This window comes from Amycolatopsis sp. cmx-8-4 (genome assembly GCF_046548675.1).
Classification (GTDB): Bacteria; Actinomycetota; Actinomycetes; order Mycobacteriales; family Pseudonocardiaceae; genus Amycolatopsis.
Map to the genome: position 1 here is coordinate 345,943 of NZ_JAEBDZ010000005.1, position 22,558 is coordinate 368,500.

Annotated in this window: 18 protein-coding genes; 12 read left to right on the forward strand and 6 right to left on the reverse strand. The window is 72.0% G+C overall.

Translation table 11 applies throughout. The features are described from left to right. Positions 1–32 precede the first annotated feature (32 nt). Entirely contained in the window at positions 33–3,266 is a 3,234-nt protein-coding gene (gene icmF, locus ACLJQZ_RS13215; RefSeq protein ID WP_410620291.1) for a fused isobutyryl-CoA mutase/GTPase IcmF, read from the forward strand. 4 nt (positions 3,267–3,270) lie between these two features. Here icmF and ACLJQZ_RS13220 read toward each other — a convergent pair whose 3' ends face one another. Continuing rightward, entirely contained in the window at positions 3,271–3,975 is a 705-nt protein-coding gene (locus ACLJQZ_RS13220; protein WP_410620292.1) for a class I SAM-dependent methyltransferase, read from the reverse strand. Between the two features lie 107 nt (positions 3,976–4,082). Between ACLJQZ_RS13220 and ACLJQZ_RS13225 the strand changes: the two genes are divergently transcribed. Further along, the gene (locus ACLJQZ_RS13225; protein WP_410620293.1) at positions 4,083–4,913 is read left to right on the forward strand and encodes an LLM class F420-dependent oxidoreductase; all 831 of its coding nucleotides are present in this window, start codon (positions 4,083–4,085) and stop codon (positions 4,911–4,913) included. A gap of 46 nt (positions 4,914–4,959) precedes the next feature. Further along, the gene (locus ACLJQZ_RS13230) at positions 4,960–5,952 is read left to right on the forward strand and encodes a TIGR03557 family F420-dependent LLM class oxidoreductase (protein WP_326954893.1); all 993 of its coding nucleotides are present in this window, start codon (positions 4,960–4,962) and stop codon (positions 5,950–5,952) included. 4 nt (positions 5,953–5,956) lie between these two features. Here the strand turns inward: ACLJQZ_RS13230 and ACLJQZ_RS13235 are convergent, their stop codons facing one another. Then, positions 5,957–6,589 (reverse strand): maleylpyruvate isomerase family mycothiol-dependent enzyme, encoded by a 633-nt coding sequence (locus tag ACLJQZ_RS13235; protein ID WP_410620294.1) that lies wholly within the window; start codon positions 6,587–6,589, stop codon positions 5,957–5,959. Continuing rightward, entirely contained in the window at positions 6,586–7,218 is a 633-nt protein-coding gene (kstR, locus tag ACLJQZ_RS13240) for a cholesterol catabolism transcriptional regulator KstR (protein ID WP_247063307.1), read from the reverse strand. Before kstR ends, ACLJQZ_RS13235 begins: the two co-directional genes overlap by 4 nt. 146 nt (positions 7,219–7,364) lie before the next feature. On the opposite strand from kstR, the gene ACLJQZ_RS13245 reads away from it, so the two are divergent. The 3 genes from ACLJQZ_RS13245 (at position 7,365) to ACLJQZ_RS13255 (ending at position 13,677) form a co-directional block, all read left to right on the forward strand. Next, positions 7,365–9,419, forward strand: coding sequence for an acyl-CoA dehydrogenase family protein (locus ACLJQZ_RS13245; RefSeq protein WP_410620295.1), 2,055 nt, complete (start codon positions 7,365–7,367; stop codon positions 9,417–9,419). Between the two features lie 266 nt (positions 9,420–9,685). Continuing rightward, positions 9,686–12,517 carry a DEAD/DEAH box helicase gene (locus ACLJQZ_RS13250; RefSeq protein ID WP_410620296.1) on the forward strand — a complete coding sequence of 944 codons (2,832 nt, stop codon included), beginning with the start codon at positions 9,686–9,688 and terminating at the stop codon, positions 12,515–12,517. Further along, positions 12,517–13,677 carry an SWIM zinc finger family protein gene (locus ACLJQZ_RS13255; RefSeq protein ID WP_410620297.1) on the forward strand — a complete coding sequence of 387 codons (1,161 nt, stop codon included), beginning with the start codon at positions 12,517–12,519 and terminating at the stop codon, positions 13,675–13,677. Before ACLJQZ_RS13250 ends, ACLJQZ_RS13255 begins: the two co-directional genes overlap by 1 nt. Here ACLJQZ_RS13255 and ACLJQZ_RS13260 read toward each other — a convergent pair. Continuing rightward, the gene (locus ACLJQZ_RS13260) at positions 13,671–14,903 is read right to left on the reverse strand and encodes an alpha/beta hydrolase (RefSeq protein ID WP_410620298.1); all 1,233 of its coding nucleotides are present in this window, start codon (positions 14,901–14,903) and stop codon (positions 13,671–13,673) included. The two genes, ACLJQZ_RS13255 and ACLJQZ_RS13260, sit on opposite strands and share 7 nt — an antisense overlap. A 64-nt stretch (positions 14,904–14,967) precedes the next feature. On the opposite strand from ACLJQZ_RS13260, the gene ACLJQZ_RS13265 reads away from it, so the two are divergent. Continuing rightward, the gene (locus tag ACLJQZ_RS13265) at positions 14,968–16,362 is read left to right on the forward strand and encodes a WS/DGAT/MGAT family O-acyltransferase (protein ID WP_410620299.1); all 1,395 of its coding nucleotides are present in this window, start codon (positions 14,968–14,970) and stop codon (positions 16,360–16,362) included. On the opposite strand, the gene ACLJQZ_RS13270 is transcribed toward ACLJQZ_RS13265, so the two are convergent. Together ACLJQZ_RS13270 and ACLJQZ_RS13275 are read right to left on the reverse strand one after the other, a co-directional pair. Beyond that, entirely contained in the window at positions 16,349–16,843 is a 495-nt protein-coding gene (locus ACLJQZ_RS13270) for a nitroreductase family deazaflavin-dependent oxidoreductase (RefSeq protein ID WP_410620300.1), read from the reverse strand. The two genes, ACLJQZ_RS13265 and ACLJQZ_RS13270, sit on opposite strands and share 14 nt — an antisense overlap. A 9-nt stretch (positions 16,844–16,852) precedes the next feature. Further along, positions 16,853–17,737 carry an alpha/beta fold hydrolase gene (locus tag ACLJQZ_RS13275; protein ID WP_410620301.1) on the reverse strand — a complete coding sequence of 295 codons (885 nt, stop codon included), beginning with the start codon at positions 17,735–17,737 and terminating at the stop codon, positions 16,853–16,855. A gap of 86 nt (positions 17,738–17,823) precedes the next feature. Here ACLJQZ_RS13275 and ACLJQZ_RS13280 point away from each other — a divergent pair, with 86 nt between their 5' ends. From ACLJQZ_RS13280 to ACLJQZ_RS13300, 5 genes are read left to right on the forward strand one after another with little or no spacing between them, the layout of a single operon-like run. Continuing rightward, positions 17,824–18,870, forward strand: a complete 1,047-nt coding sequence (locus tag ACLJQZ_RS13280; protein WP_410620302.1) for an acyl-CoA dehydrogenase family protein — start codon at positions 17,824–17,826, stop codon at positions 18,868–18,870. A 5-nt stretch (positions 18,871–18,875) separates the two neighbouring features. Continuing rightward, on the forward strand, positions 18,876–20,030 hold the full coding sequence (locus ACLJQZ_RS13285; protein ID WP_410620303.1) for an acyl-CoA dehydrogenase family protein: 1,155 nt from the start codon (positions 18,876–18,878) through the stop codon (positions 20,028–20,030). Next, positions 20,027–20,938 carry a bifunctional MaoC family dehydratase N-terminal/OB-fold nucleic acid binding domain-containing protein gene (locus ACLJQZ_RS13290; RefSeq protein WP_410620304.1) on the forward strand — a complete coding sequence of 304 codons (912 nt, stop codon included), beginning with the start codon at positions 20,027–20,029 and terminating at the stop codon, positions 20,936–20,938. Before ACLJQZ_RS13285 ends, ACLJQZ_RS13290 begins: the two co-directional genes overlap by 4 nt. Beyond that, entirely contained in the window at positions 20,935–21,321 is a 387-nt protein-coding gene (locus ACLJQZ_RS13295) for a MaoC family dehydratase (protein WP_410620305.1), read from the forward strand. The genes ACLJQZ_RS13290 and ACLJQZ_RS13295 overlap by 4 nt, the downstream gene beginning before the upstream one ends. After that, positions 21,318–22,487 carry a lipid-transfer protein gene (locus tag ACLJQZ_RS13300; protein ID WP_410620306.1) on the forward strand — a complete coding sequence of 390 codons (1,170 nt, stop codon included), beginning with the start codon at positions 21,318–21,320 and terminating at the stop codon, positions 22,485–22,487. Before ACLJQZ_RS13295 ends, ACLJQZ_RS13300 begins: the two co-directional genes overlap by 4 nt. The last annotated feature ends 71 nt before the right edge of the window (positions 22,488–22,558 follow it).

Here is a 22,558-nt window from a genome sequence, read left to right on the forward strand (position 1 = left end):
CCAATAGTAGGAAGTCAAAGTATTTTGGAGGGATGAGCAGTGAGCTGTACCGCCCCGCGCACCCCGTCCGGTTCGTCACGGCGTCGAGCCTCTTCGACGGCCACGACGCGTCGATCAACATCATGCGGCGGATCCTGCAGTCGCAGGGTGCGGAGGTCGTGCACCTCGGCCACAACCGGTCGGTCGACGAGGTGGCCACCGCGGCCATCGCCGAAGACGTCCAGGGGGTGGCCATCTCGGCTTACCAGGGCGGGCACGTCGAGTACTTCTCCTACCTGGTCGAGCTGCTGCGCGAGCGCGGCGCCGGTCACATCAAGGTCTTCGGCGGCGGGGGCGGGGTGATCGTGCGCGAGGAGATCGACCTGCTCCACTCGCGCGGCGTCGCCCGGATCTTCTCGCCCGAAGACGGCTACGAGATGGGCCTGCCGGGCATGATCAACATGATGATCAAGGCCTGCGACGTCGATCTGGCGGCCGACGGCCCGGCCCTCGACAAGGTGCTGTCCGGGGACGTCGCAGCGCTCTCCCGCGTCATCACGCAGCTGCAGGCCGAACGCCTGTCCGGCGACGTGCTGACCGGGATCACCGAAGCCGCGGCCAAGCGGGAGGTGCCGGTCCTCGGCATCACCGGCACCGGCGGCTCGGGCAAGTCGTCGCTCACCGACGAGCTGATCCGGCGCTTTCGGCTGGACCAGGAGGACAAGCTGCGGATCGCGGTGCTCGCGGTCGACCCGTCGCGGCGCAAGGGCGGCGGCGCGCTGCTCGGCGACCGGATCCGGATGAACTGCCTGGACGGCTCTCCGGTGTACTTCCGCTCGCTGGCCACCCGGACGACGTCCGGTGAGATCCCGGCCGGCCTGAGCGAGTCCATCCTGGCGTGCAAGGCCGCCGGCTTCGACCTGGTGATCGTCGAGACGCCGGGCATCGGCCAGGGTGACGCCGGGATCGTCGACTTCGTGGACCAGTCGCTGTACGTGATGACGCCGGAGTTCGGCGCCGCGTCGCAGCTGGAGAAGATCGACATGCTCGACTTCGCCGACGTCGTCGCGATCAACAAGTTCGAGCGCCGCGGCGCCGAGGACGCCCGCCGCGACGTCGCCCGCCAGCTGGTGCGCAACCGCGAGGCGTTCGAGTCCGGCCCGGACGACATGCCGGTGTACGGCACGAGCGCGGCGAAGTTCAACGACGACGGCGTCACCGCGCTGTACCAGCAGCTGCGGGGCCTGCTCGCCGAGCGCGGCCTGACCGTCTCGGCCGGGACGTTGCCGCAGGTCGAGGGCAAGGTCTCGACGGACGCGAGCACCGTCATCCCGGGCACCAGGGCCCGCTACCTGGCCGACATCGCCGAGACCGTCCGCGGGTACCACGCGACGACGGAGAAGCAGGTCGCGGCGATCCGCAAGCACGAGGCGCTGACGACCGCCCGTGAGGAACTGGCCAAGGTGGACGCGTCGACCGACGCTCTCGACGGGCTGCTCGCCACCGCGAAGTCCGATGTGGACGGCGAAGCGACCGAGCTGCTCGAACGCTTCCGCTCGCTGGCCGAGGAATACCGCCAGGACGAGCTGGTCGTGAAGATCCGCGACAAGGAGTTGCGCACCCAGCTGTGGCGCGACACGCTGTCCGGCAACCGCGTCCCGCGCGTCGCCCTGCCGCGGTACGCCGAGTCGGGCGAGCTGCTGTCGTTCCTCCGCCGCGAGAACCTGCCCGGCTACTTCCCTTACACCGCGGGGGTTTTCCCGTTCAAGCGCGATGGTGAGGACCCGGCCCGCATGTTCGCCGGCGAGGGTGACGCGTTCCGCACCAACCGCCGGTTCAAGATGCTCTCGGCCGACTCCGAGGCCAAGCGTCTCTCGACGGCGTTCGACTCGGTGACGCTCTACGGCCACGACCCGCACACCCGCCCCGACATCTACGGCAAGGTCGGCACCTCGGGCGTGTCCATCGCGACGCTCGAGGACATGAAGGTCCTCTACGACGGCTTCGACCTGACCGCGCCGAACACGTCGGTGTCGATGACGATCAACGGCCCGGCGCCGACGATCCTGGCCTACTTCCTCAACACCGCGATCGACCAGCGCGTCGAGGCGTTCAAGGCCGAGCACGGGCGCGATCCCTCCGAGGCCGAGACCGCCGAGCTGCGCGAGTGGGCGCTCAAGAACGTGCGCGGCACGGTGCAGGCCGACATCCTCAAGGAGGACCAGGGTCAGAACACCTGCATCTTCTCCACCGAGTTCAGCCTCCGGATGATGGCCGACATCCAGGAGTGGTTCATCGGACACGGCGTCCGCAACTTCTACTCGGTGTCGATCTCCGGCTACCACATCGCCGAGGCCGGGGCGAACCCGATCTCGCAGCTGGCGTTCACGTTGTCCAACGGCTTCACCTACGTCGAGTCGTACCTGGCGCGCGGGATGGACATCAACGACTTCGCGCCGAACCTGTCGTTCTTCTTTTCCAACGGCATGGACGCGGAGTACACGGTGCTCGGCCGGGTGGCGCGGCGGATCTGGGCCGTGGCCATGAAGGAGCGCTACGGCGCGAACGAGCGGTCGCAGAAGCTCAAGTACCACGTGCAGACGTCCGGGCGGTCGCTGCACGCGCAGGAGATGAGCTTCAACGACATCCGCACCACGCTGCAGGCGCTGTGCGCGCTCTACGACAATGCGAACTCACTTCACACCAACGCGTTCGACGAGGCGGTCACCACGCCGTCGGAGTCGTCGGTGCGCCGCGCGATGGCCATCCAGATGATCATCAACAAGGAGTGGGGCCTGTCGAAGAACGAGAACCCGCTGCAGGGTTCGTTCGTCGTCGACGAGCTGACCGACCTGGTCGAGGAAGCGGTGCTGGTCGAGTTCGACCGCATCTCCGAGCGCGGCGGCGTGCTCGGCGCGATGGAGACCGGCTACCAGCGCGGCAAGATCCAGGACGAGTCGATCCTGTACGAGCGCAAGAAGCACGACGGCTCGCTGCCGATCATCGGCGTCAACACGTTCCGCAACCCGCGCGCGGGCGAGGACGACATCGAGGTCGAGCTCGCCCGCGCGACCGAGGACGAGAAGAAGTCCCAGCTGGACCGGCTGTCGGACTTCCAGCACCGCCACAAGGAAGACGCCCAGCAGGCCCTCAAGGCCCTGCGCGAGGCGGCCACCCGCGGCGGCAACCTGTTCGGCGTCCTGATGGACGCGGCCCGCGTCTGTTCGCTGGGCCAGATCACGGAAGCGTTCTTCGAGGTCGGCGGCCAGTACCGCCGCAACGTCTGACGGGTCAGCTGCGGACCGCCGTCAGCTGCCAGACCGGTACCAGCACGCGCCCGTCCGCGTCGGTGTCCAGGCCGGCCAGCGCGGACGTGTCGGCCGAGGGGTCGAGGAACGCCTGGACGCTGGCCTGCAGCTCCCGCGCGTCGAACGCGGTCGTGTAGACGGCGGGCTCGAGCCGCTCGATCGTCCAGTCCTTGCCGACGGTCTCGCGCAGGTTCGCCTCGCTGATCAGGTACGGCGCCGGGAACGCGTTCGGCACCTCCTGCGAGAAGCAGAAGAGGTGCAGCCGTGCGCCCGGGCGGGTCGCGCGGGTCAGCGCGGCCAGGTATTCGCGCCGCGCGTCCTCGCTCAGGCAGTGGTAGAGCGCGCTGTCGAGCACCGTGTCGAAGCGGCCTTCGTAGCCTTCGAGCTTTGTCGCGTCGGCCACGGCGAAGGTGACTCCCGGGGCGCGGGTGCGGGCCTGCTCCACGGCCGACGGCGCGCCATCCAATCCGGTGACGCTCAGCCCGCGCGAGGCGAGGAACCCGGAGTTGTCGCCGAGTCCGCAGCCGATGTCGAGCACCTCGCCGGTGAACCCGCCGGCGTCGGCCAGCGCGACCACCAGCGGCTGCGGCGCGCCGAGGTCCCACGGCATCTTCCGCCCGATCGGGGTGGCGCCGCGGTAGGCCTGCTCGAAGTCGAGATCTTCGGCGCTCGTGCCCGGATTCGTCATCCTTGCCCCCTTATTCAACGTATGATGAGATAACTCCATCGTGCGACGGTCGGTGGCCGGCTGTCAACCCGGGGAATACGGCGGCGGAGCGAGGGGTAGTCGTTGGTATGAAATTCGGGATCTCGACGTTCGTGACCGACGAGGGCATCCGGCCGGACGTGCTGGGCGCCGCACTGGAGGAGCGCGGGTTCGACTCGCTGTTCCTGGCCGAGCACTCGCACATCCCCGTGAGCCGCGACAGCGCGTACCCGGGCGGCGGCGACCTGCCGGAGAAGTACAAGCGCACCCTCGACCCGTTCGTGGCGCTCACCGCGGCCGCGACCACGACGTCGGAGCTGCTGCTCGGCACCGGCATCGCGCTGCTGATCCAGCGTGACGTGATCCACACCGCCAAGGAGGTCGCCTCGCTCGACCTGATCTCCGACGGCCGCGCGCTGTTCGGCGTCGGCGTCGGCTGGAACCGCGAGGAGATGGCCAACCACGGCACCGACCCGACGACCCGTGGCGCGCTGATCGACGAGCAGCTGGCCGCGCTCAAGGAGATCTGGACGAAGGACGAGGCCGAGTTCCACGGCGAGCACGTCGACTTCGACCCCATCTACGCTTGGCCGAAGCCGGTCCACAAGCCGCACCCGCCGATCTACATCGGCGGCGAGAGCGAGGCCGCGATCAAGCGGCTGATCAAGTACGGCGACGGCTGGTTGCTGCGCGGGAACCTGCACTTCGACGAGGCCAAGAAGGTTCGCGAGCGGCTGAACGCCGAGGGCCGCGAAGACGTCCAGTTCGCCGTCTTCGGCGGCGATACGAAGGCCAAGGTGATCGACGGCTTCCGCGACGCGGGCGCCGAGCGCTACACGTTCATGCTGGAGACCCTGCCGGAGGCCGAGACGCTCAAGGCGCTCGACGAGCTCGCCGAGGTGGCGGCGGCGCACCGGTGATCGTGGTTCGATGGCGGGAGAGGATCAAGATGAAGGAGCAGGACGCGTGAGTGAAGTGCAAATCGGTCTCGCCGCGGCGCTGGAGCAGTTCTCGCCGCGGGAGTCGATCCGGCTGGCGAAGCTGGCCGAGGAGCAGGGGTTCTCCGGCCAGATGGCCGCCGACCACTTCCAGCCGTGGGTGCCCCAGCAGGGTGAGGCCTCGTTCGTGTGGAGCGTGCTGGCGTCGCTGGCCGAGAACACGACCGGTGACCTCGGCCCGGGCGTGACGTGCCCGTCGTTCCGGCTGCACCCGGCGATGGTCGCGCAGGCCGCGGCCACCCTCGAGGCGACCTACCCGGGCCGGACCTGGCTGGGCATCGGTTCCGGCGAGGCCCTCAACGAGCACATCGTCGGCGGCTACTGGCCGGAGGCCCCGGAGCGGGTCCGGCGGATGTTCGAGGCCCTCGAGATCATCCGGAAGCTGTTCACCGGCAAGGACGTCAAGCACTCGGGCGAGTTCTTCAAGCTGCACAACACGCGCTTGTGGACACTGCCCGACGGCCCGCCGCCGCCCGTCTACATCGCCTCCGCGGGCCCGTACACCTCCCGCAAGACCGGTGAGCTGGCCGACGGCCTGATCACGCCCGGCGCGTCCATCGACAAGCTGGCCGGGATCGTGGACAACTTCAACCAGGGTGCGAAGAAGGCCGGCAAGGACCCGGACTCGATGCCGAAGCTGCTGCAGGTGCACCTGTCGTGGGCCGAGGACGACGAGACGGCCTGGGCCAACGCCCTGGACCAGTGGCCCAACGGCGGCATGAAGTTCCCGAAGGCCGACGTCCGCTCGCCGTTCGACTTCGCGCAGATGGCGAAGCTGGTGCGGCGCGAGGACTTCGAGGGCCGCATGGTCGTCTCGAGCGACCCGGACGTGCACCGCGCGGCGCTGCAGAAGTACGTCGACGCCGGCTTCAACCGGATCTACATCCACAACGTGGGCCGCAACCAGGACGAGTTCCTGAGCACCTTCGGCAAGGAAGTCCTGCCGAAGCTCAACGCCTAGCGGCTCAGCGGGCGTCCCCGCTCCGGGGGCGCCCGCCCGGCCACGGGCCCAGCTCCGGCAGGTCGCCGGTGAGGCCGTCGCCGGTGTCCCTTCCGGACAGCCACCCGGCGAGCGCGCGCGGCGGCCCGGTGACGATCGCGTCGTGCGGCAGGCGTTCCTTGAGGAAGTCCACGGCGTGTTCGCAGAAGTCGCCCGGCCAGTCGGCCGGCGTCGCGGCTCCGACGTCGACGGCGTGGATCCAGACCTCGCGCCAGCGCGCGAACACCGTGCTGGACAGCTTGCCGTCGCGGTAGTTCACCGGCTGGTCCCAGTCGGCGACCCGGCTCCACGCGACTTCCAGCCGTTCGGAGTGCTCGCGCAGGGCGCTGCGGTGTTCGTCGGCGGTCCGGCCCGCGGTCGCCTCGATGATGCCGTCGCGGTCGTGCGTCGCCGGGTCGTACAGCGGGATCAGCACCCCGCGCACGGCGTGCTCCACCAGGTCCGCCAGCGCGCGCCCGGCGTCCGTGACGTGGGCCAGGACGTGCCCGCGCGTCCACCCGGGCAACGTCGTGGGTGCGCCGACCTCGGCGTCGGTCAGGCCGCCCAGGGCGCGGAGGAGGTGGCGGTGCGCGTCGGCGACCCCCGCCGTCGGGATCACTTGTCGAGCAGCAGGTGGACCGACAGTTCGAGGCGGTTCGCGACGTCGGCGGCCGACGCGCGGCGGGTCACCCAGGCCACCAGGTTCGCCATCCAGACGTCCGCGACGACGTGGAAGATGTCGCGGTCGGCCTCGGTCGGGTCGGTGATGCCCATCGCCTGGGCGAACATGTTCTCCATCAGCAGGCCGACCTGCTCCACCTCGGCCGCGGCGGACGTGTCGGCGAACATGAACGCGCGCACCATCGCCTCGGTGAGGTGCGGGTCGCGCTGCATCAGCCGCGTGTTGCGGCCCAGCACGAACATCAGCCGCTCGGCCGGCGTCTCGCCCGGGATGGCTTGGCGCTCCAGCTTTTCCTGCGCCCGCTCGAACTCGCGCGCCAGTCCGGAGACGAGCAGGTGGATCTTCGACGGGAAGTACCGGTAGAGCGTGCCGAGGGCGACGTCCGCCTTCTCCGCGACGGCTCGCATCTGGACGGCGTCGTAGCCGCCCTTCGAGGCCAGGGCGAGGGTCGCGTCGATGATCCGGCGACGGCGGTCGCGCTGGGCGGCCGAACCGAGCTCGTCGGCGCCGATCGCGCTCAGCCCGTTACCACGCGCCTTGGTCGGTGCCTTGGCTTTGCCGGGCATCGGCTTCCCCCGTCCTCCGGAACTTGTTCCAGTTCACGACGTAGAGTACCTGTCCTGGCGAAACGTTCAACCAATGACCCACTGGCCGAAAAACTGTAACACGTTCTACACTCGCGAGTAGTGTCCCGTAACCGCGAGGAGACCCGATGCCGGTCGCGCTCACCGACGAACAGGCCGCGCTGGCCGCGGCGATCCACGCCTGGTCCGCCGCCCACCGGCCGCGCGACGCGGTCCGGGCGGCGGAAACCGGGCCCCCGGCGGGGATTCCCGCCGGGTTCGCCGACCTCGGCCTGTTCGGCGTCGCGTTGCCGGCCGCCGCGGGCGGGGCCGACGGCAGCATCGCCGATCTCGCCGCCGGGCTCGCCGCGGCGGCCGGGGAACTGGTGCCGGGGCCCGTCCTGAGCACCGCGCTCGGCGGCCTGCTGCTCGCCTCGGTCGCCGAAGCCAAGGAGCTGCTGACGGCGTTGGCCGAAGGAACGGCCACGATCGCGGTGCTGCTGGACGAGCCCGCCGACGACGTCCTCGTGCCCGGCGCGCACCCGGGCGCCTGGCTGCTGGTGCCCTCCGGCGACGGCCACGTGCTGCTCGCGCCCGGCACTCCCGGCGTCACGATCGAACCGGTGGCGCCGTTCGACTTCTCCCGGCCGTTGGGGCGCGTCCGGGTCGCCGATGTTTCCGGTGCGGTCTTGACGCTGCCGCCGGTGGCCGAGCTCGCCGCGACCCTGGCCGCCGCCGAGGCCGCCGGGGTGGCGCGGCGGACGCTCACCGTCGCCGTCGAGTACGCCAAGGTCCGCGAGCAGTTCGGTCAGCCGATCGGGGGATTCCAGGCGATCAAGCACCTGTGCGCCGAGATGCTTTGCCGCGCCGAAGCGGCCGAAGCGCTGGCCTGGGACGCGGCCAACGGGCAGCACCCGCTCTCGGTGGCGAGCGCGGCCGTCGTCGCCCTCGACGCGGCCGTCGCCAACGCCGAAGACTGCGTCCAGGTGCTCGGCGGGATCGGCTTCACCTGGGAGCACGACGCCCACCTCTACCTGCGCCGGGCCATCGCGCTGCGGCAGTGGCTCGGCGGCTCCGGGCCGTGGCGGCGGCGGGCGGCGGCCCTCGCGCTCGCCGGGACCGAACGCACTCTCGGCGTCGACGTCGGTGACGATCCTTCACTGCGGGACGAGGTCGCGCGGATCGCCGCGCTGCCCGAAGCCGAGCTGCGGGTCGCGCTGGCCGACGCGGGGTTGCTGACCCCGCACTGGCCGGCGCCGTTCGGCCGTGGTGCCGATGCCGCTCTCCAGCTGCGGATCGACGGAGCGCTGGCCGCCGCCGGTGTTCGCCGTCCGGACCTGGTCATCGGCGCGTGGGCGGTGCCGACGATCCTCGAGCACGGCAGCGACGAGCAACGCGCGCGGTTCGCCCGGCCCACCCTGCGGGGCGAGCTGACGTGGTGCCAGCTGTTCAGCGAGCCCGGCGCCGGCTCCGACCTGGCCTCGCTGCGGACGGCGGCCCGGCGCGTCGACGGCGGCTGGCGGCTGAGCGGGCAGAAGGTGTGGACGTCGCTGGCCCGCGAAGCCGGCTGGGGGATCTGCCTGGCCCGCACCGACCCGGACGCGCCCAAGCACAAGGGCATCACGTACTTCCTGGTCGACATGCGCGCCGAGGGCATCACCACCCGGCCGCTGCGCGAGATCACCGGCGACGCCGTGTTCAACGAGGTGTTCCTCGACGACGTCTTCGTGCCCGACGCCGACGTCGTCGGCGAGCCGAACGGCGGCTGGCGGCTGGCGCGCACGACCCTGGCGAACGAGCGCGTGGCCATCGGCGGCGGTTCGGCGGTCGGCGAGAGCGTGCAGCAGCTGGTGTCCACAGTGGACGCCTCGTCCCTGGACGACGTCGCCCGCGATCGCCTCGGCGAGCTGGTCGCCCAAGGCGTCGCGGGCTCGGTCCTTGACCTCCGGGCGGCTCTGCGCCGGCTCGGCGGCCAGGACCCGGGCGCGGAGTCGAGCGTCCGCAAGCTGCTCGGAGTGCAGCACCGCCAGGACGTCGCGGAGTTCGCCCTGACCCTGGCCGGCACGGCCGCCATGGCCGCGACCGGCCCCGCGGCGGCCGCGCAACACGAGTTCCTGATGACCCGCTGCCTCTCGATCGCCGGCGGCACCACCCAAGTCCTCCGCAACCTCACCGCAGAACGCCTGCTGGGCCTACCCCGCTGACCGAGTCCCGCCCCCAATCACGCGAGTCACGCCCCCAGTCACGCGAGACCCGGCCCGGATCACGCGAGTCGTCCCTCCAATCACGTGAGTTGACCCTCCAATCACGCGAACCGACCGTCCAATCACGCGAACCGACTCTCCAGGCACGCGGGCCGACCGTCCGGGTACGACGTTTCGGCGTGTGAGTTGCATGGCGAGACGGTGCGAACGGCCCGTTCGTGCCGCCGGACCCGAAACTGTCGGACCGGTCATCTAGCGTTGCGGGCGTGGAGTTCAGCGCACAGACCCAGGCCACCTACCTTCCCTCGGATCCGCCGAGGGAAGGCGTGCTGGCGCTGTGGGGCGGTGACGTGGCCGGCGGGACCACGATCGAGCTCGTGCTGCCTCGGGGCGGGAAGTTCGCGCGGACGAAGGTGGACGCCGAGCTCGTCCCGCTCGAACGCGCGCTGCCGCGGCTGCTGACCGTCGGGGACGAAGCGAGCCCGGCCGTCGCGGCGTGGTCGGCGGCCGTCAACGCCGGGGTGAACCTCGTCGCGCGGGGGCGGCTGCGCCCGGCCGTCACGCCGAGCGGGGTCGGCTCGTGGCGGATCGGGCCGCTGGACGCCGCGGACGAGGAGCTGCTGCGCGGGCTCGCCGGCGCGTTGCCACCGGAGGCGTACGCGCTGCCGTTGACCGGGCTGAAACGCATCCGGCTGCACTCGCCGGACTCGCTGGTGCGCGCGCTCTGGGACGCGACGGCCGACCTGCTGGTGCGCAGCCCGGCGGCGCCGGTCGGGGCGGGCGACCCGGCGTTCGCGGCGCGGGAACCGGCGCTGCTCGGCCCGGACGGTGCGGCTTGGCTGGCCGAGCTGGCGGAGCGCGAGCCACGGGGCGCCCAGCTGATCCTGCGGGTCGAGGCGCGCGGCGAGGACGCGTTCGCCGGAGTGCTCGCGGTGCGCAGCACGGCCGAGGCGAGCCTGGTGGTGGAGGCGGCGACACTCTGGGACGCGCCGGACGCGGTGCTGAGCCGCCTCGGCGACCAGGTGGAGACGCAGGTGCTGCTCGGCCTGCGGCGTGGCGCGCGGGCGTGGCCGCCGTTGGGCCGGGTGCTGGCCGAGTCCGCGCCCGCCGAGCTGCCGCTGTCGGACGACGAGGTCGTCGACCTGCTCACCGACGGCAGCCGTGACCTGGGCGGCGCCGGGATCGAGGTGCTCTGGTCGAAGGGCATGTTCGCGGGCGAGGTCAAGGCGAAGGCGAGCGCGACGCAGGCGCCGGCGAGCGTCACCGGCCCGGACTTCGCGCTGCGCAGCATGCTGGAGTTCCGCTGGCAGCTCAGCCTGGGCGGCGAGCAGCTGACCGAGGCCGAGGTCACGGCGCTGGCCGAGGCGAAGCGGCCGCTGGTCCGATTGCGCGGCCAGTGGGTCCGCGTCGACCCGCAGCTGCTGGCCAAGGTCCGCGGCCGCAGCCGCCAGCTCGGCGCGGGTGAGGCGCTGGCGGCGGCGCTCACGGGCGAGCTGGAACTGGACGGCGAGCGGGTCGAGTTCGCGGCCCCCTCGGTCCTCGGCGGCTTGGTGGAACGCCTCCGCGACCGCCCGGGCGACCTGGCGGCCCCGCCACCGGGCCTGCAGGCGACGCTGAGGCCGTACCAACAGGCGGGGCTGGCCTGGCTGGCGACGATGACCGGCCTGGGCCTGGGCGCGTGCCTGGCCGACGACATGGGCCTGGGCAAGACGATCCAGCTGATCGCCCTGCACCTGCACCGCCGCGCGCTCACGGACTCGACGGCGCCCACTGACTCGACAGCACCCACTGGCGACGTTTCCCCGGAGACCGCCGCCGGCATCCCGCCGGGCGACGAGCCGAAGCCCGGCGGGCCGACCCTCGTGCTCTGCCCGACCTCCCTGCTCGGCAACTGGGAACGCGAGTTCGCCCGCTTCGCGCCCCACATCCCCGTCCGCCGGTTCCACGGTGGCCGCCGGCACCTCGGCGACCTCGCGCCCGACGAAGTCGTCCTGGCCACCTACGGTGTGCTGCGCCGCGACCGCGAGACACTGTCCGAAGTGGACTGGGGGCTGGTCGCCGCGGACGAGGCGCAGCACGTGAAGAACCCGCTGTCGGCCACGGCCAAGGAGCTGCGCAAGGTCCCCGCGCGGGCCAGGGTGGCGCTCACCGGCACACCGGTGGAGAACCGGCTCACCGAACTGTGGTCCATTGTGGACTGGACGACGCCCGGGCTGCTCGGCCCGCTCGATCGCTTCCGCCGCACCGTGGCGCGGCCCATCGAGCGTGATCGGGACAAGGCCGTGACCGAGCGGCTCGCCACGACCGTGCGGCCGTTCCTGCTGCGGCGCCGCAAGAGCGACCCTGACATCGCCCCGGAGCTGCCGCCCAAGACCGAGACCGACCGGTTCGTCCCGCTGACCGCCGAGCAGACCACGCTGTACGAGGCCGTGGTGCGGGAGAACCTGGCCGAGATCAAGGCGACGCAGGGCATCCAGCGGCGCGGGCAGGTGCTGCAGCTGCTCACCGAGCTCAAGCAGATCTGCAACCACCCGGCGCAGTTCCTCAAGGAACCGCACGGCGCGCTCACCGGCCGCTCGGGCAAGCTCGCCGCGTTCGAGGAACTGCTGGACGTGATCCTCGACGAGGGCGAGAGCGTGCTCGTGTTCAGCCAGTACGTACAGCTGTGCAAGCTGCTCCGGCGCCGGCTGGAGGAACGCGGGCTGCCCACCGAGCTGCTCTCCGGCGAGAGCTCGCCGGGGCAGCGCCAGGACATGGTCGACCGGTTCCAGGCCGGGGAGATCCCGGTGTTCCTGCTCTCGCTCAAGGCCGGCGGGGTCGGGCTCAACCTGACCAAGGCCACCCACGTGATCCACTACGACCGCTGGTGGAACCCGGCGGTCGAGGACCAGGCCACCGACCGCGCCTACCGGATCGGCCAGGACCGGCCGGTGCAGGTGCACCGGCTGATCGCCGAAGGCACCCTGGAGGAGCGGATCGCCGTCGTGCTCGAGAGGAAACGCGGGCTCGCCGAGTCGATCGTCGGCGCCGGGGAAGACTGGATCACCGAACTGTCCGACGACGAGCTGGCCGACCTGGTGCGGCTCGGGAGCGGGTGATGCCGCCGCGGCGGACCTTCGGCACGACGTGGTGGGGCCGGGCCTGGGTCGACGCGCTGGAGCAGCGCGCGAAGCTCGACCCGAACCGGCTGCCGCGCGGGCGGACTTACGCGCGGAAGGACACGGTCAGCGAGCTGAGCGTCGGGGCCGGGGCGGTGAGCGCCCGGGTGCGCGGCAGCCGGCCGCAGCCCTACCGGGTGACGATCACCATGCGCACCTTCACCGACGGCGAATGGGACACCCTGCTGGGTGTGGTCGGCACCCAGCTCGGGCACGCGGCGGCGCTGCTCGACGGCGAACTGCCGGGCGCGCTCGCCGAGCAGGCCCGCGAGGCGGGCGCCGACCTGCTGCCGGGGCCGGGTGACCTGCGGCCGCGGTGCTCGTGCCCGGACTCGGCGAACCCGTGCAAGCACGTCGCCGCGGTGTACTACCTGGTCGCCGACGAGGTGGACCGCGACCCGTTCGTGTTGTTCCTGCTGCGCGGCCGGCCGCGGGCGGACGTCCTGGCCGAGCTGCGGGCCCGCCGGGCGCCGGCGCGCGGGGAGCGGCCGAAGCTGCCCAAGCCCGAGGACCACGGGCTCTCGCCGAAAGCCGCCTACGCCCGGCGGCCGGGCGCGATCCCGGCGCTGCCGCCCCCGCCGCGCACCGCGGGACGACCGGCGGTGCTGGACCTGGACCCGCCGGCCGGCACCGGCTGGACGGCGGCGGCGCTGTCCGCGCTGGCCGCGGACGCGGCGTCCCTGGCGCGGGACATCCTGATCGGCGGCGCGACGGCCGCGGAGCTGACGTTCGAAGAAGACCTCACCCGCCGCGCGGCCGGCCGGTCCGCCGCCGAAGTCACCGCGCTGGCCGAGGCGGCCGAGGTCCCGCCACGCGACCTGGCCCGCTGGGCAGCGGCCTGGCGTGAAGCCGGCCGCGGTGGCCTGACCGCGCTGCGCGAGACCTGGCAGCCCGGCCCCGGCCCGCTCGCCGAAGCCCAGGCGATCCTGGCCGAGGCGGGCTTCCCGGGCACCCCGAGAATCTGGCGCAACCGGCTCACCCAGGGCGACCGGCAGCTCCGCTACGGCCGTGACGCCCGCTGGTACCGCTTCGTGCGGTCGGGCGCGGAGTGGCGCCTCGACGGTCCGCCCTCGGCGAGCCCGGTGGACCTGGCCTACTGAGCGGCCTTCCACTGCAGGTACGTGTGGTCCAGGAACCGCGCGACCCCGCGGACCACGTGGGCGCTGCGAACCGACGTGAACACGTCGAACGCGTGCTGCGCGCCCGCCAGCTCCGCGTACGCCACGGGGTTCGTCGACTTCTCCCGCAACCGCCGGACAAACTCGCGTGCTTCCCGGACCGGCACGAGCGAATCGTCACGGCCGTGGATCACGAAGAACGGCGGCGCCTCCGACGAAACCCGGTCGAACGGCGACGCCGCGATGTAGTCGTCCAGATGCTTCACCGGGTCGCGGTCGGCCGCGAACACCCGTCGCGCCAGCAGGCTCTCCAGGCGGTACTTGCTCGCCGGGGAGCCGGAAGTCGCCGCGAAGTCGTACACCCCGTAGTGCGGTGCGCACGCTTGGACGCTCGTGTCGACGTCCTCGAACTCCGGCTGCAGCGCCGCGTCGTTCTGCGTCAGCGCCAGCAGCGACGACAGGTGCCCGCCCGCCGAACCGCCGGTCACCGCGACGAAATTCGGGTCGCCGCCGTAAGCAGCGATCTCCGAGCGGATCCACGCCAGCGACCGCTTCGCCGCGATGATGTGCGCCGGCCAGCGGTGTGTGGGGGAGAGCGGGTAGTTGATCGCGACGCACACCCAGCCGCGACGCGCCAGGTAGCGCATCAGCGGCCGGCCCTGCTCCTCCTTGTTGCCGATCACCCACGCGCCGCCGTGGACCTGCAGCAACACGGGAGCGCCGGTCACCGGTTCCAGCGGGCGGTAGACGTCGAGCAGGAACCGCTTGCCGCCCGGGGCGTAGGCGATGTCGCGGTCCACCTTGACGTCCGGCGCGCCCATCCGGAACGGCAGCGCCAGCTCGCCCCACGGCAGGCCCAGGTCGGAGCGGCCCAGCTCTTCGGCGTAGTCGTCGCCGAGGGCCTCCTTCAGCGCGCGCTCGATCTCGTCGCGGGCGCCGTGGCCCGTGCGGATCGACGCGCCCAGGCCGACGGCCGTGGCCGCGGCGAGCGCGAGGCCGGCCCGGGTGGACCGGTCGCTCGCGCCGTGCCGCGCCAGGTGGACGGCCGTGTCGGCGGCCGTCAACGCCAGGAACTGTGGCGCGAGCTCACTCGTCAGCCAGCCGGCGAAGAACGCCGGGATCGACGTCGAACGCGCTCGCAGCGGGCGGAGCGCGTTCGCGGCGAGGCCGAGCTGGACCGCGCGACGGATCAGGAAGTTCGGCTGCACCCCAGTCATGGTACCGACGAGTAGGGTGACGCGCCGCTCACGGGAAGTGGCTTAGGCTGGCGCCATGCAGAGACTGAGCGGCCTCGACGCGAGCTTCCTGTACCTGGAGACGTCGTCGCAGGTGCTGCACGTCTGCGGGCTGCTCACCCTCGACGGCTCGACCGTCCCCGGCGGCTACACCTTCGCGAAGCTCAAGCAGCGCCTGGAAGAACGCGTCCGGGTGATCCCGGCATTCCGCCGCAAACTGCACAATCCACTCTGGAACCTCAGTCACCCCGTGTGGGTGGAGGACGAGGACTTCGACCTCGACCACCACGTGCACCGCATCGGCGTGCCCGCTCCCGGCGACCGCGTCGAGCTGGCCGAACTCTGCGCGCACATCGCCGGGCAGCAGCTCGACCGCGCCTACCCGCTGTGGCAGCTCTACGTCATCGAAGGCCTGGCCGACGGCGAGATCGCCGTGCTGCTGAAGATGCACCACGCGACCGTCGACGGCGTGAGCGGCGCCAGCCTGATCACCTACCTCGCCGGCCTCGAACCCGACGCGCCGGCGCCCGAGGTCACCGAGCGGGCCAACTCCGGCGTCCCGGCCGCGTTCGACATCCTGCGTTCCAGCGTCTTCAACGTCGTGAAGGGGCCGCTGGAGGTCGCCCGGCTGCTGCCGGACCTGCTGGAGCTCGTCCCGCGCTGGCTCGGGAAAGCGTTGCGCGGCAAGGGGATGCCGATCCCGTTCACCGCGCCGAGGACGTCACTCAACGGCACGATCACCGGTCACCGCAGCGTGGCGTTCGCCCAGCTCGAGCTTGACGACGTCAAGGCGGTGAAGAACGCCTTCGGCGTCACGGTCAACGACGTCGTGCTCGCGCTCGTCGCCGGGGCGCTGCGGGAGTTCCTCGACGTGCGCGGCGAGCTGCCCGAGGACCCGCTGGTCGCGACCGTCCCGGTGTCGGTGCACGACCGGACCGAACGCGACCACGGCAGCAACAAGGTCTCGGCCTTCTTCGCCTCCCTGCCGACGCACCTGGCCGACCCGGCCGCGCGCGTGTTCTTCCTCGCCGAGGCCAACCGGCTGTCGAAGGACCACCACCACGACATCGACGCCGACATGCTGCAGGACTGGGCGCAGTTCTCCGCGGCGACGGCGTTCGGCATGGCCGTGCGCGCCTACTCGGCGTTGCGGCTGGCCGAAAAGCACCCGGTGGTGCACAACCTGGTCGTCTCGAACGTGCCCGGCCCGCCGATGCCGCTGTACCTGCTCGGCGCGCGGATCACCGGGCTCTACCCGCTCGGGCCGGTCTTCCACGGCGCCGGGCTGAACGTCACCGTGCTGTCCAACGCGGGCAAGGTGCACATCGGCCTGATCGGCGCGCGCGAGCTGGTCAAGGACCTCTGGCCGCTGGCCGACGCGCTCCCGGAGGCCCTCGCTGAGCTGCTGAAGGCCGGGCCTACCGCGGGCTGAGCACCACGACCGGGATCTCCCGCTCGGTCCACGCCTGGTACTTCGCGAAGTCGGCGTACAGCTCGACCAGCCGCGGCCAGAGGTCGGCGCGCTCCGCCGGCCCGGCGATCCGCGCCGTGACGGCGACGTCGCGACGCCCCTTGAGGTGGATGCGCGTCTCGGGGTGCGCGACCAGGTTGAAGTACCACTGCGGGTGCCGGGGCAGCCCGCCCTGGGAGCCGACGAGGACGACGTCGTCGCCGGAGCGCAGGTACAGCAGCGGGGTGGTGAACAGCCGGCCGGACTTGCGCCCGCGGTGCTCCAGCAGCAGCGTCGGCACCGGTTTGCGGAAGCCGGCGCCGACCCGCCAGGTGCTGCCGACGCGCCCGCCGGTCAGCCGGAAGACCGCCACCTGGGCCTTCGCCCCGTACTTCATGACCTTGGCCGTCACCGGCGAGTCCAGGCCGCCGGGGGCCTCGTCGGGCAGGCTGAAGCGTCCCATGTGAACTCCTTAGCGAGCGTGCACGGACGTGACCGCCGCGAGCAGCGCGGGCACGAACTTGGCGGCGGCCAGCACGCAGGCCGCGTGCCCCGCCGGGACTTCGTAGGTCGCCGCGTCCGGGATCCGGCGCGCGAGCGACCGCTGGTGGTCCGGGGCGATGAACCGGTCCCGGGTGGTCACGACGACCGCGGTCGGCAGCCGCAGCGTGTGCAGCCACGGCGTCGAGTCGAACCGGCCGATCTCGTCGAGGGCGACGGCGATCTCCCACGGCGTGGTCGAGCGGAACTCCCGCAGCGCCCACCGGTGGTCTTCGAGCCGGGCCAGCTGCTCGCGCCGCGGCTCGCCGGGGATCGTGCCGAGCCGGACGCGTTCGCGCAGCCGCGTCAGCGTGCGGCCGAAGACGTCGAGGGCGACGCGCTGGCGCAGGCCGCGGCGGAAGTTGCCCGCCGTCGAGCACAGCACCAATCCGGTAACACGTTCTGGTTCCGCGTGGGCCACGAGCTGCCCGACCATCCCGCCCATCGAGTAGCCGCCGACGGCGAACTGCCCGATGCCCAGCGCGTCGGCGACGGCGGTGACGTCGGCGGCGCAGTCGGCGAGCCGGAACTCCGGTGAACGGCTGCCCTGGCCGTGCCACCGCTGGTCGAACACGACCACGCGGTAGTGCCGCGCCAGCCGCTCGAGGGCCGGGTACCAGGTGAGCAAGCCGGTGCAGGCCACCGAGTGCAGCAGCAGGAGCGCGGGCGCGTGCCGCGGGCCGACGTCGGTGACGACCGTCCTGCCGCGGCCGGGCAGGTCGAGGGGCACGGGGTCGGGCACCCCGGCGGTCGGCGGCACGGTGACCAGTCGCCGGGTCGCGCGCCAGCCCGCGCCGCCCGGTTCGATCACCGGCATTCCGCTCCTCCAAGGGGTTGCCGTCCAGGACGTTTACGGCTAAGACTAGAACAGGTTTCAGTATTGCGCCGATCCGGAGGACAGGCGTGGACTTCACTCTTGACGATACGCAGACGGAGATCGGCGCACTCACCGCGAAGGTGCTGGGCGCCGACGACCCGTGGCGCTCGCTCGCCGACGCGGGCCTGCTCGCCCTCGCGTTGCCCCCCGACCTGGAGGGCGACGGCTTGGGCGTGGCCGAAGTCGCGCAGGTGCTCACCGAGGTCGGTCGCGCCGCCGCGCCTGTGCCCGCCTATGCCGCGCTCGCCCTGGGGGTGCTGCCGGTGGCGGCGCTCGGCACGCCCGGGCAGCGCGCGGAGCTGTTGTCCCAGGTCGCGGCGGGGGAGGCGCTGCTCACCGCGGCGCTGCACGAGCCGTCCGCGCCGCTCGCGAAGCAGCCGGCGACGATCACCCGGGCGGGTGACGGCCACTGGCTGCTCAGCGGCCTGAAGACCGCTGTCCCGTACGCCGGCGAGGCCGTCCGGATCCTGACGCCGGTGACGACACCCAGCGGCACCGCCGTCTTCCTGGTCGACCCGCGCGCCGACGGCGTCACGCTGGTCCTGACGCGCACCTCCGCCGGGACGCCGGAATACACCGTGCGCCTGGACGACGTCGTCGTCGAGGAGTCCGACCTGCTCGCCGACCGGGGCGCGATCGCGACGCTGCACCGGTTCGCGCTGGCCGGCGCGCTGGCCTTCGGTGACGGCCTGCTGGCCGGCGCGTTGGCGCTGACCGTGAAGCACGTCGGCGAGCGGGTCCAGTTCGGCCGTCCACTCGCGACGTTCCAGGCGGTCGCCGGCCAGATCGCGGACGTCTACGTCGCCGCGCGGACCGTGCACCTGGCCGTGACGTCGGCGGTGTGGCGGCTGGCTTCGGGTCTCGACTCCGGCGCCGAACTGGACGTCGCCGCCTACTGGCTCGCCGAGCAGGCGCCGGTCGCGCTGGCGACCTGCCACCACCTGCACGGCGGCGTCGGCGTCGACGAAACCTATCCACTGCACCGGTATTCGTCGCTGGTGAAGGATCTCGGCCGGGCGCTCGGCGGCACCGCGCACCGGCTCGGCAAGCTCGGCGAACGAGTGGCGGGGTGAGCGCGATGCACGTCGAACTGACCGCGGCGCAACGGGAGCTGCGCACCGAGCTGCGCGAGTACTTCGCCGGGCTGATCAGCCCGGCGGAGCGTCAGGGGATGCGGCGCGAACGCCACGGGCCGGTGTTCCGCGAGATCGTCCGCCGGATGGGCCGCGACGGCCGGCTCGGCGTCGGCTGGCCGGTGGAGTACGGCGGGCAGGGCTTCGGCGGGATCGAGCAGCACCTGTTCGTCGACGAGGCTTCGCGCGCCGACGTCCAGCTGCCGTCGGTGACGCTGCAGACGGTCGGGCCGACCCTGCAGCAGTACGGCACGGACGAGCAGAAGTCCTTCTTCCTGCCCAAGATCCTGGCCGGGGAGATCCACTTCGCCATCGGCTACACCGAACCCGAGGCCGGCACCGACCTGGCGGCGCTGCGGACGACGGCGGTGCGCGACGGCGACGAGTACGTCGTCAACGGCCAGAAGATCTTCACCACCGGCGGCCACGACGCCGACTACCTCTGGCTCGCCGTGCGGACCGCGCCGGACGCGCCGCGGCACAAGGGCATCTCGATCCTCATCATGGACACGAGCGACCTCGGCTACTCGTGGACGCCGATCATCACCTGCGACGGCGCCCACCACGTCAACGCGACGTACTATTCGGACGTCCGCGTGCCGGTGAACCGCTTGGTGGGCAAGGAGAACGAGGGCTGGCGGCTGATCACGACGCAGCTCAACCACGAGCGCGTCATGCTCGGCCCGGCCGGCCGGATCGGCGGCCTGTACGACCGGGTGCGGACCTGGGCCGCCGCGCACGCGCTGCTGGACCTGCCGGACGTCCGGGCCGTGCTGGCCGACGCCTTCGCCGTGACGCGGGTCAACGAGCTGCTGAACTGGCAGGTCGCCGCGTCCGCCGCGAGCGCGCCGGTCGTCGTCGCCGACGCGTCCGCGACCAAGGTGTTCAGCTCCGAGGTCATCCAGCGCATCGGCCGGTCGATGGAGGAGCTGATCGGGCGGCACGGCGACCTGGCCGACCCGGACACCGCGGAACTGGCGGAATGGCTGGACCTGCAGGCCAAACGCAACATCGTGCTGACGTTCGGCGGTGGGGTGAGCGAGATCCAACGGGAGCTGATCTCCTCGATCGGCCTGGGACTGCCGAGGGTGCCACGATGACCGACATCAAGGAAGCCGCAGCCGAGATCGCCGCCCGCGGCGAGTGTGCGCCGCGCCTCGCGCGCGACCCCGTCAACCAGGCGATGGTCAACAACTGGACCGAGGCCATCGGCGACGACAACCCGGTGTACGTCGACCCGGAGTTCGCCGCGAAGAGCGTCCACAAGGGACTCGTGGCGCCACCGGCGATGGCCCAGGTGTGGACGATGGGCCGCCTGAACTCGCTGCGCGGCAGTGACGACCCGCTCGGCCTGATGATGGAGCTGCTCGACGAGGCGGGGTTCACCTCGGTCGTCGCGACCAACTCCGAACAGACGTATCACCGCTACCTGCGTCACGGCGAGCAGGTCGAAGCGCGGACTGCGCTGGAAAGCGTGGTCGGGCCCAAGAAGACCGCACTGGGCGAAGGCTGGTTCGTCACCACGCGCGTGACCTGGTACGTCGAGGACGAGCCGGTCGCGGAGATGATGTTCCGGGTGCTCAAGTTCCGGCCGCCCGCGCCGGAACCGCCGCCGGCGCCGGTGCTGCGGCCGGTGATCAGCAAGGACACCGAGTTCTTCTGGGACGGCCTCAAAGCGGGGGAGCTGCGGATCCAGCGCTGGGGCGAGACGCTGCGCCACCCGCCGGGCCCGATGCCGCCGGACGGCGACCTCGACGCCAAGCCGGACTACGTCGTGGCGAGCGGCCGCGGCACCGTGTTCAGCTACGTCGTGCACCACCACCCGCCGGTGCCGGGCAAGGACCTCCCGTTCGTCGTGGCCCTCGTGGAACTGGAGGAGGGCGTCCGGGTGATGGCCGAGCTGCTGGACGCGGCTCCGGAAGACGTCCACATCGGACTCCCGGTGGAGGCCGCCTTCATCACCGTGGACGACGACCTGACCCTGCCCGCCTGGAAGGTGGCCCGATGACCGTCACCGTAGGAACCGAACTGCCGCCGCTGACGATCGAGGCGACCCCGACGTTCGTGGTCAGCACGGCGCTGGCCACCCGCGACTTCCAGGACGTCCACCACGACCGCGACGCCGCGGTGCGGCGCGGCTCGAAGGACATCTTCCTCAACATCCTCACCGACACCGGCCTGGTGCAGCGGTTCGTCTCGGCGTGGGCCGGGCCGGAGGCGCTGATCCGGTCGATCAAGATCCGGCTCGGCGTGCCGTGTTACGCCTACGAAACGCTGACGTTCACCGGCCACGTGGTCTCGTGCGAAGGCCGGGACGCCGTGGTGGCGGTGTCCGGTGTGGACAGTCTCGGCGAGCACGTCGCCGGGACCGTGGAGGTGACGCTGCCGTGACGCTCTCGGGCAAGGCGGCCATCGCCGGCATCGGCGCGACGGAGTTCTCGAAGGACTCCGGACGCACCGAACTGCGGCTGGCCGCGGAATGCGTGTCGCACGCCCTGGCCGACGCCGGGCTCAAGCCGTCCGAAGTGGACGGCCTCGTGTCGTTCACCATGGACGGCAACGCGGAGATCGCGCTGGCCCGCGAGCTGGCCATCCCCGAGCTCAAGTTCTTCAGCCGCATCCACTACGGCGGCGGCGCGGCGGCGGCGACCGTGCAGCAGGCCGCGATGGCGGTGGCGACCGGCGTCGCCGACGTCGTCGTCGCCTACCGCGCGTTCAACGAACGCTCGGGGATGCGCTTCGGCCAGGTGTCCTCGGCCGCGGCCGGCCAGGTCAACTCGTCCGGTGTGGACAACGCCTTCCACTACCCGATGGGCATCGCGACCCCGGCGGCCACGGTCGCCATGGTCGCCCAGCGGTACTTGCACGACTACGGCGCGACGAGCGAGGACTTCGGCCGGATCGCGGTGCTCGACCGCAAGCACGCGGCGACCAACCCGAACGCCTGGTTCCACGGCCGGCCGATCACCCTCGAGGAGCACCAGGGGTCGCGCTGGGTCGCCGAGCCGCTGCACCTGCTCGACTGCTGCCAGGAGAGTGACGGCGGGGTCGCGCTGGTCGTCACCAGCGTCGGACGCGCCCGCGACCTGGCCCGCCCGCCGGCGGTCGTCGCCGCGGCCGCGCAGGGGAGCGGGCCGGACCAGTACGTGATGACCAGCTACTACCGCGACGACCTGGCCGCGCTGCCGGAGATGGGCGTCGTGGGCCGGCAGCTGTGGGCCCAGTCCGGCCTGCGACCGTCCGATGTGGACGTCGCCGTGCTGTACGATCACTTCACCCCGTACGTCCTGATGCAGCTGGAGGAGCTGGGGTTCTGCGGCCGTGGCGAGGCGAAGGACTTCATCGCCGACGGTGCGCTGGAGCTCGACGGCGCGCTGCCGCTGAACCCGCACGGCGGCCAGCTCGGCGAGGCCTACATCCACGGCATGAACGGCATCGCGGAGGGCGTCCGGCAGATCCGCGGGGACGCCGTCAACCAGGTGCCCGGCGCGTCCCGGGTGCTGGTCACGGCGGGCACCGGCGTGCCGACGAGCGGGCTCGTCCTCACGAGTGACTGACGATCCCCCTTGTGGGTCAACGGGTGTCACCTCTTTGACGGCTGGTGTGGGCTCGCTCCGGATGTCACGGT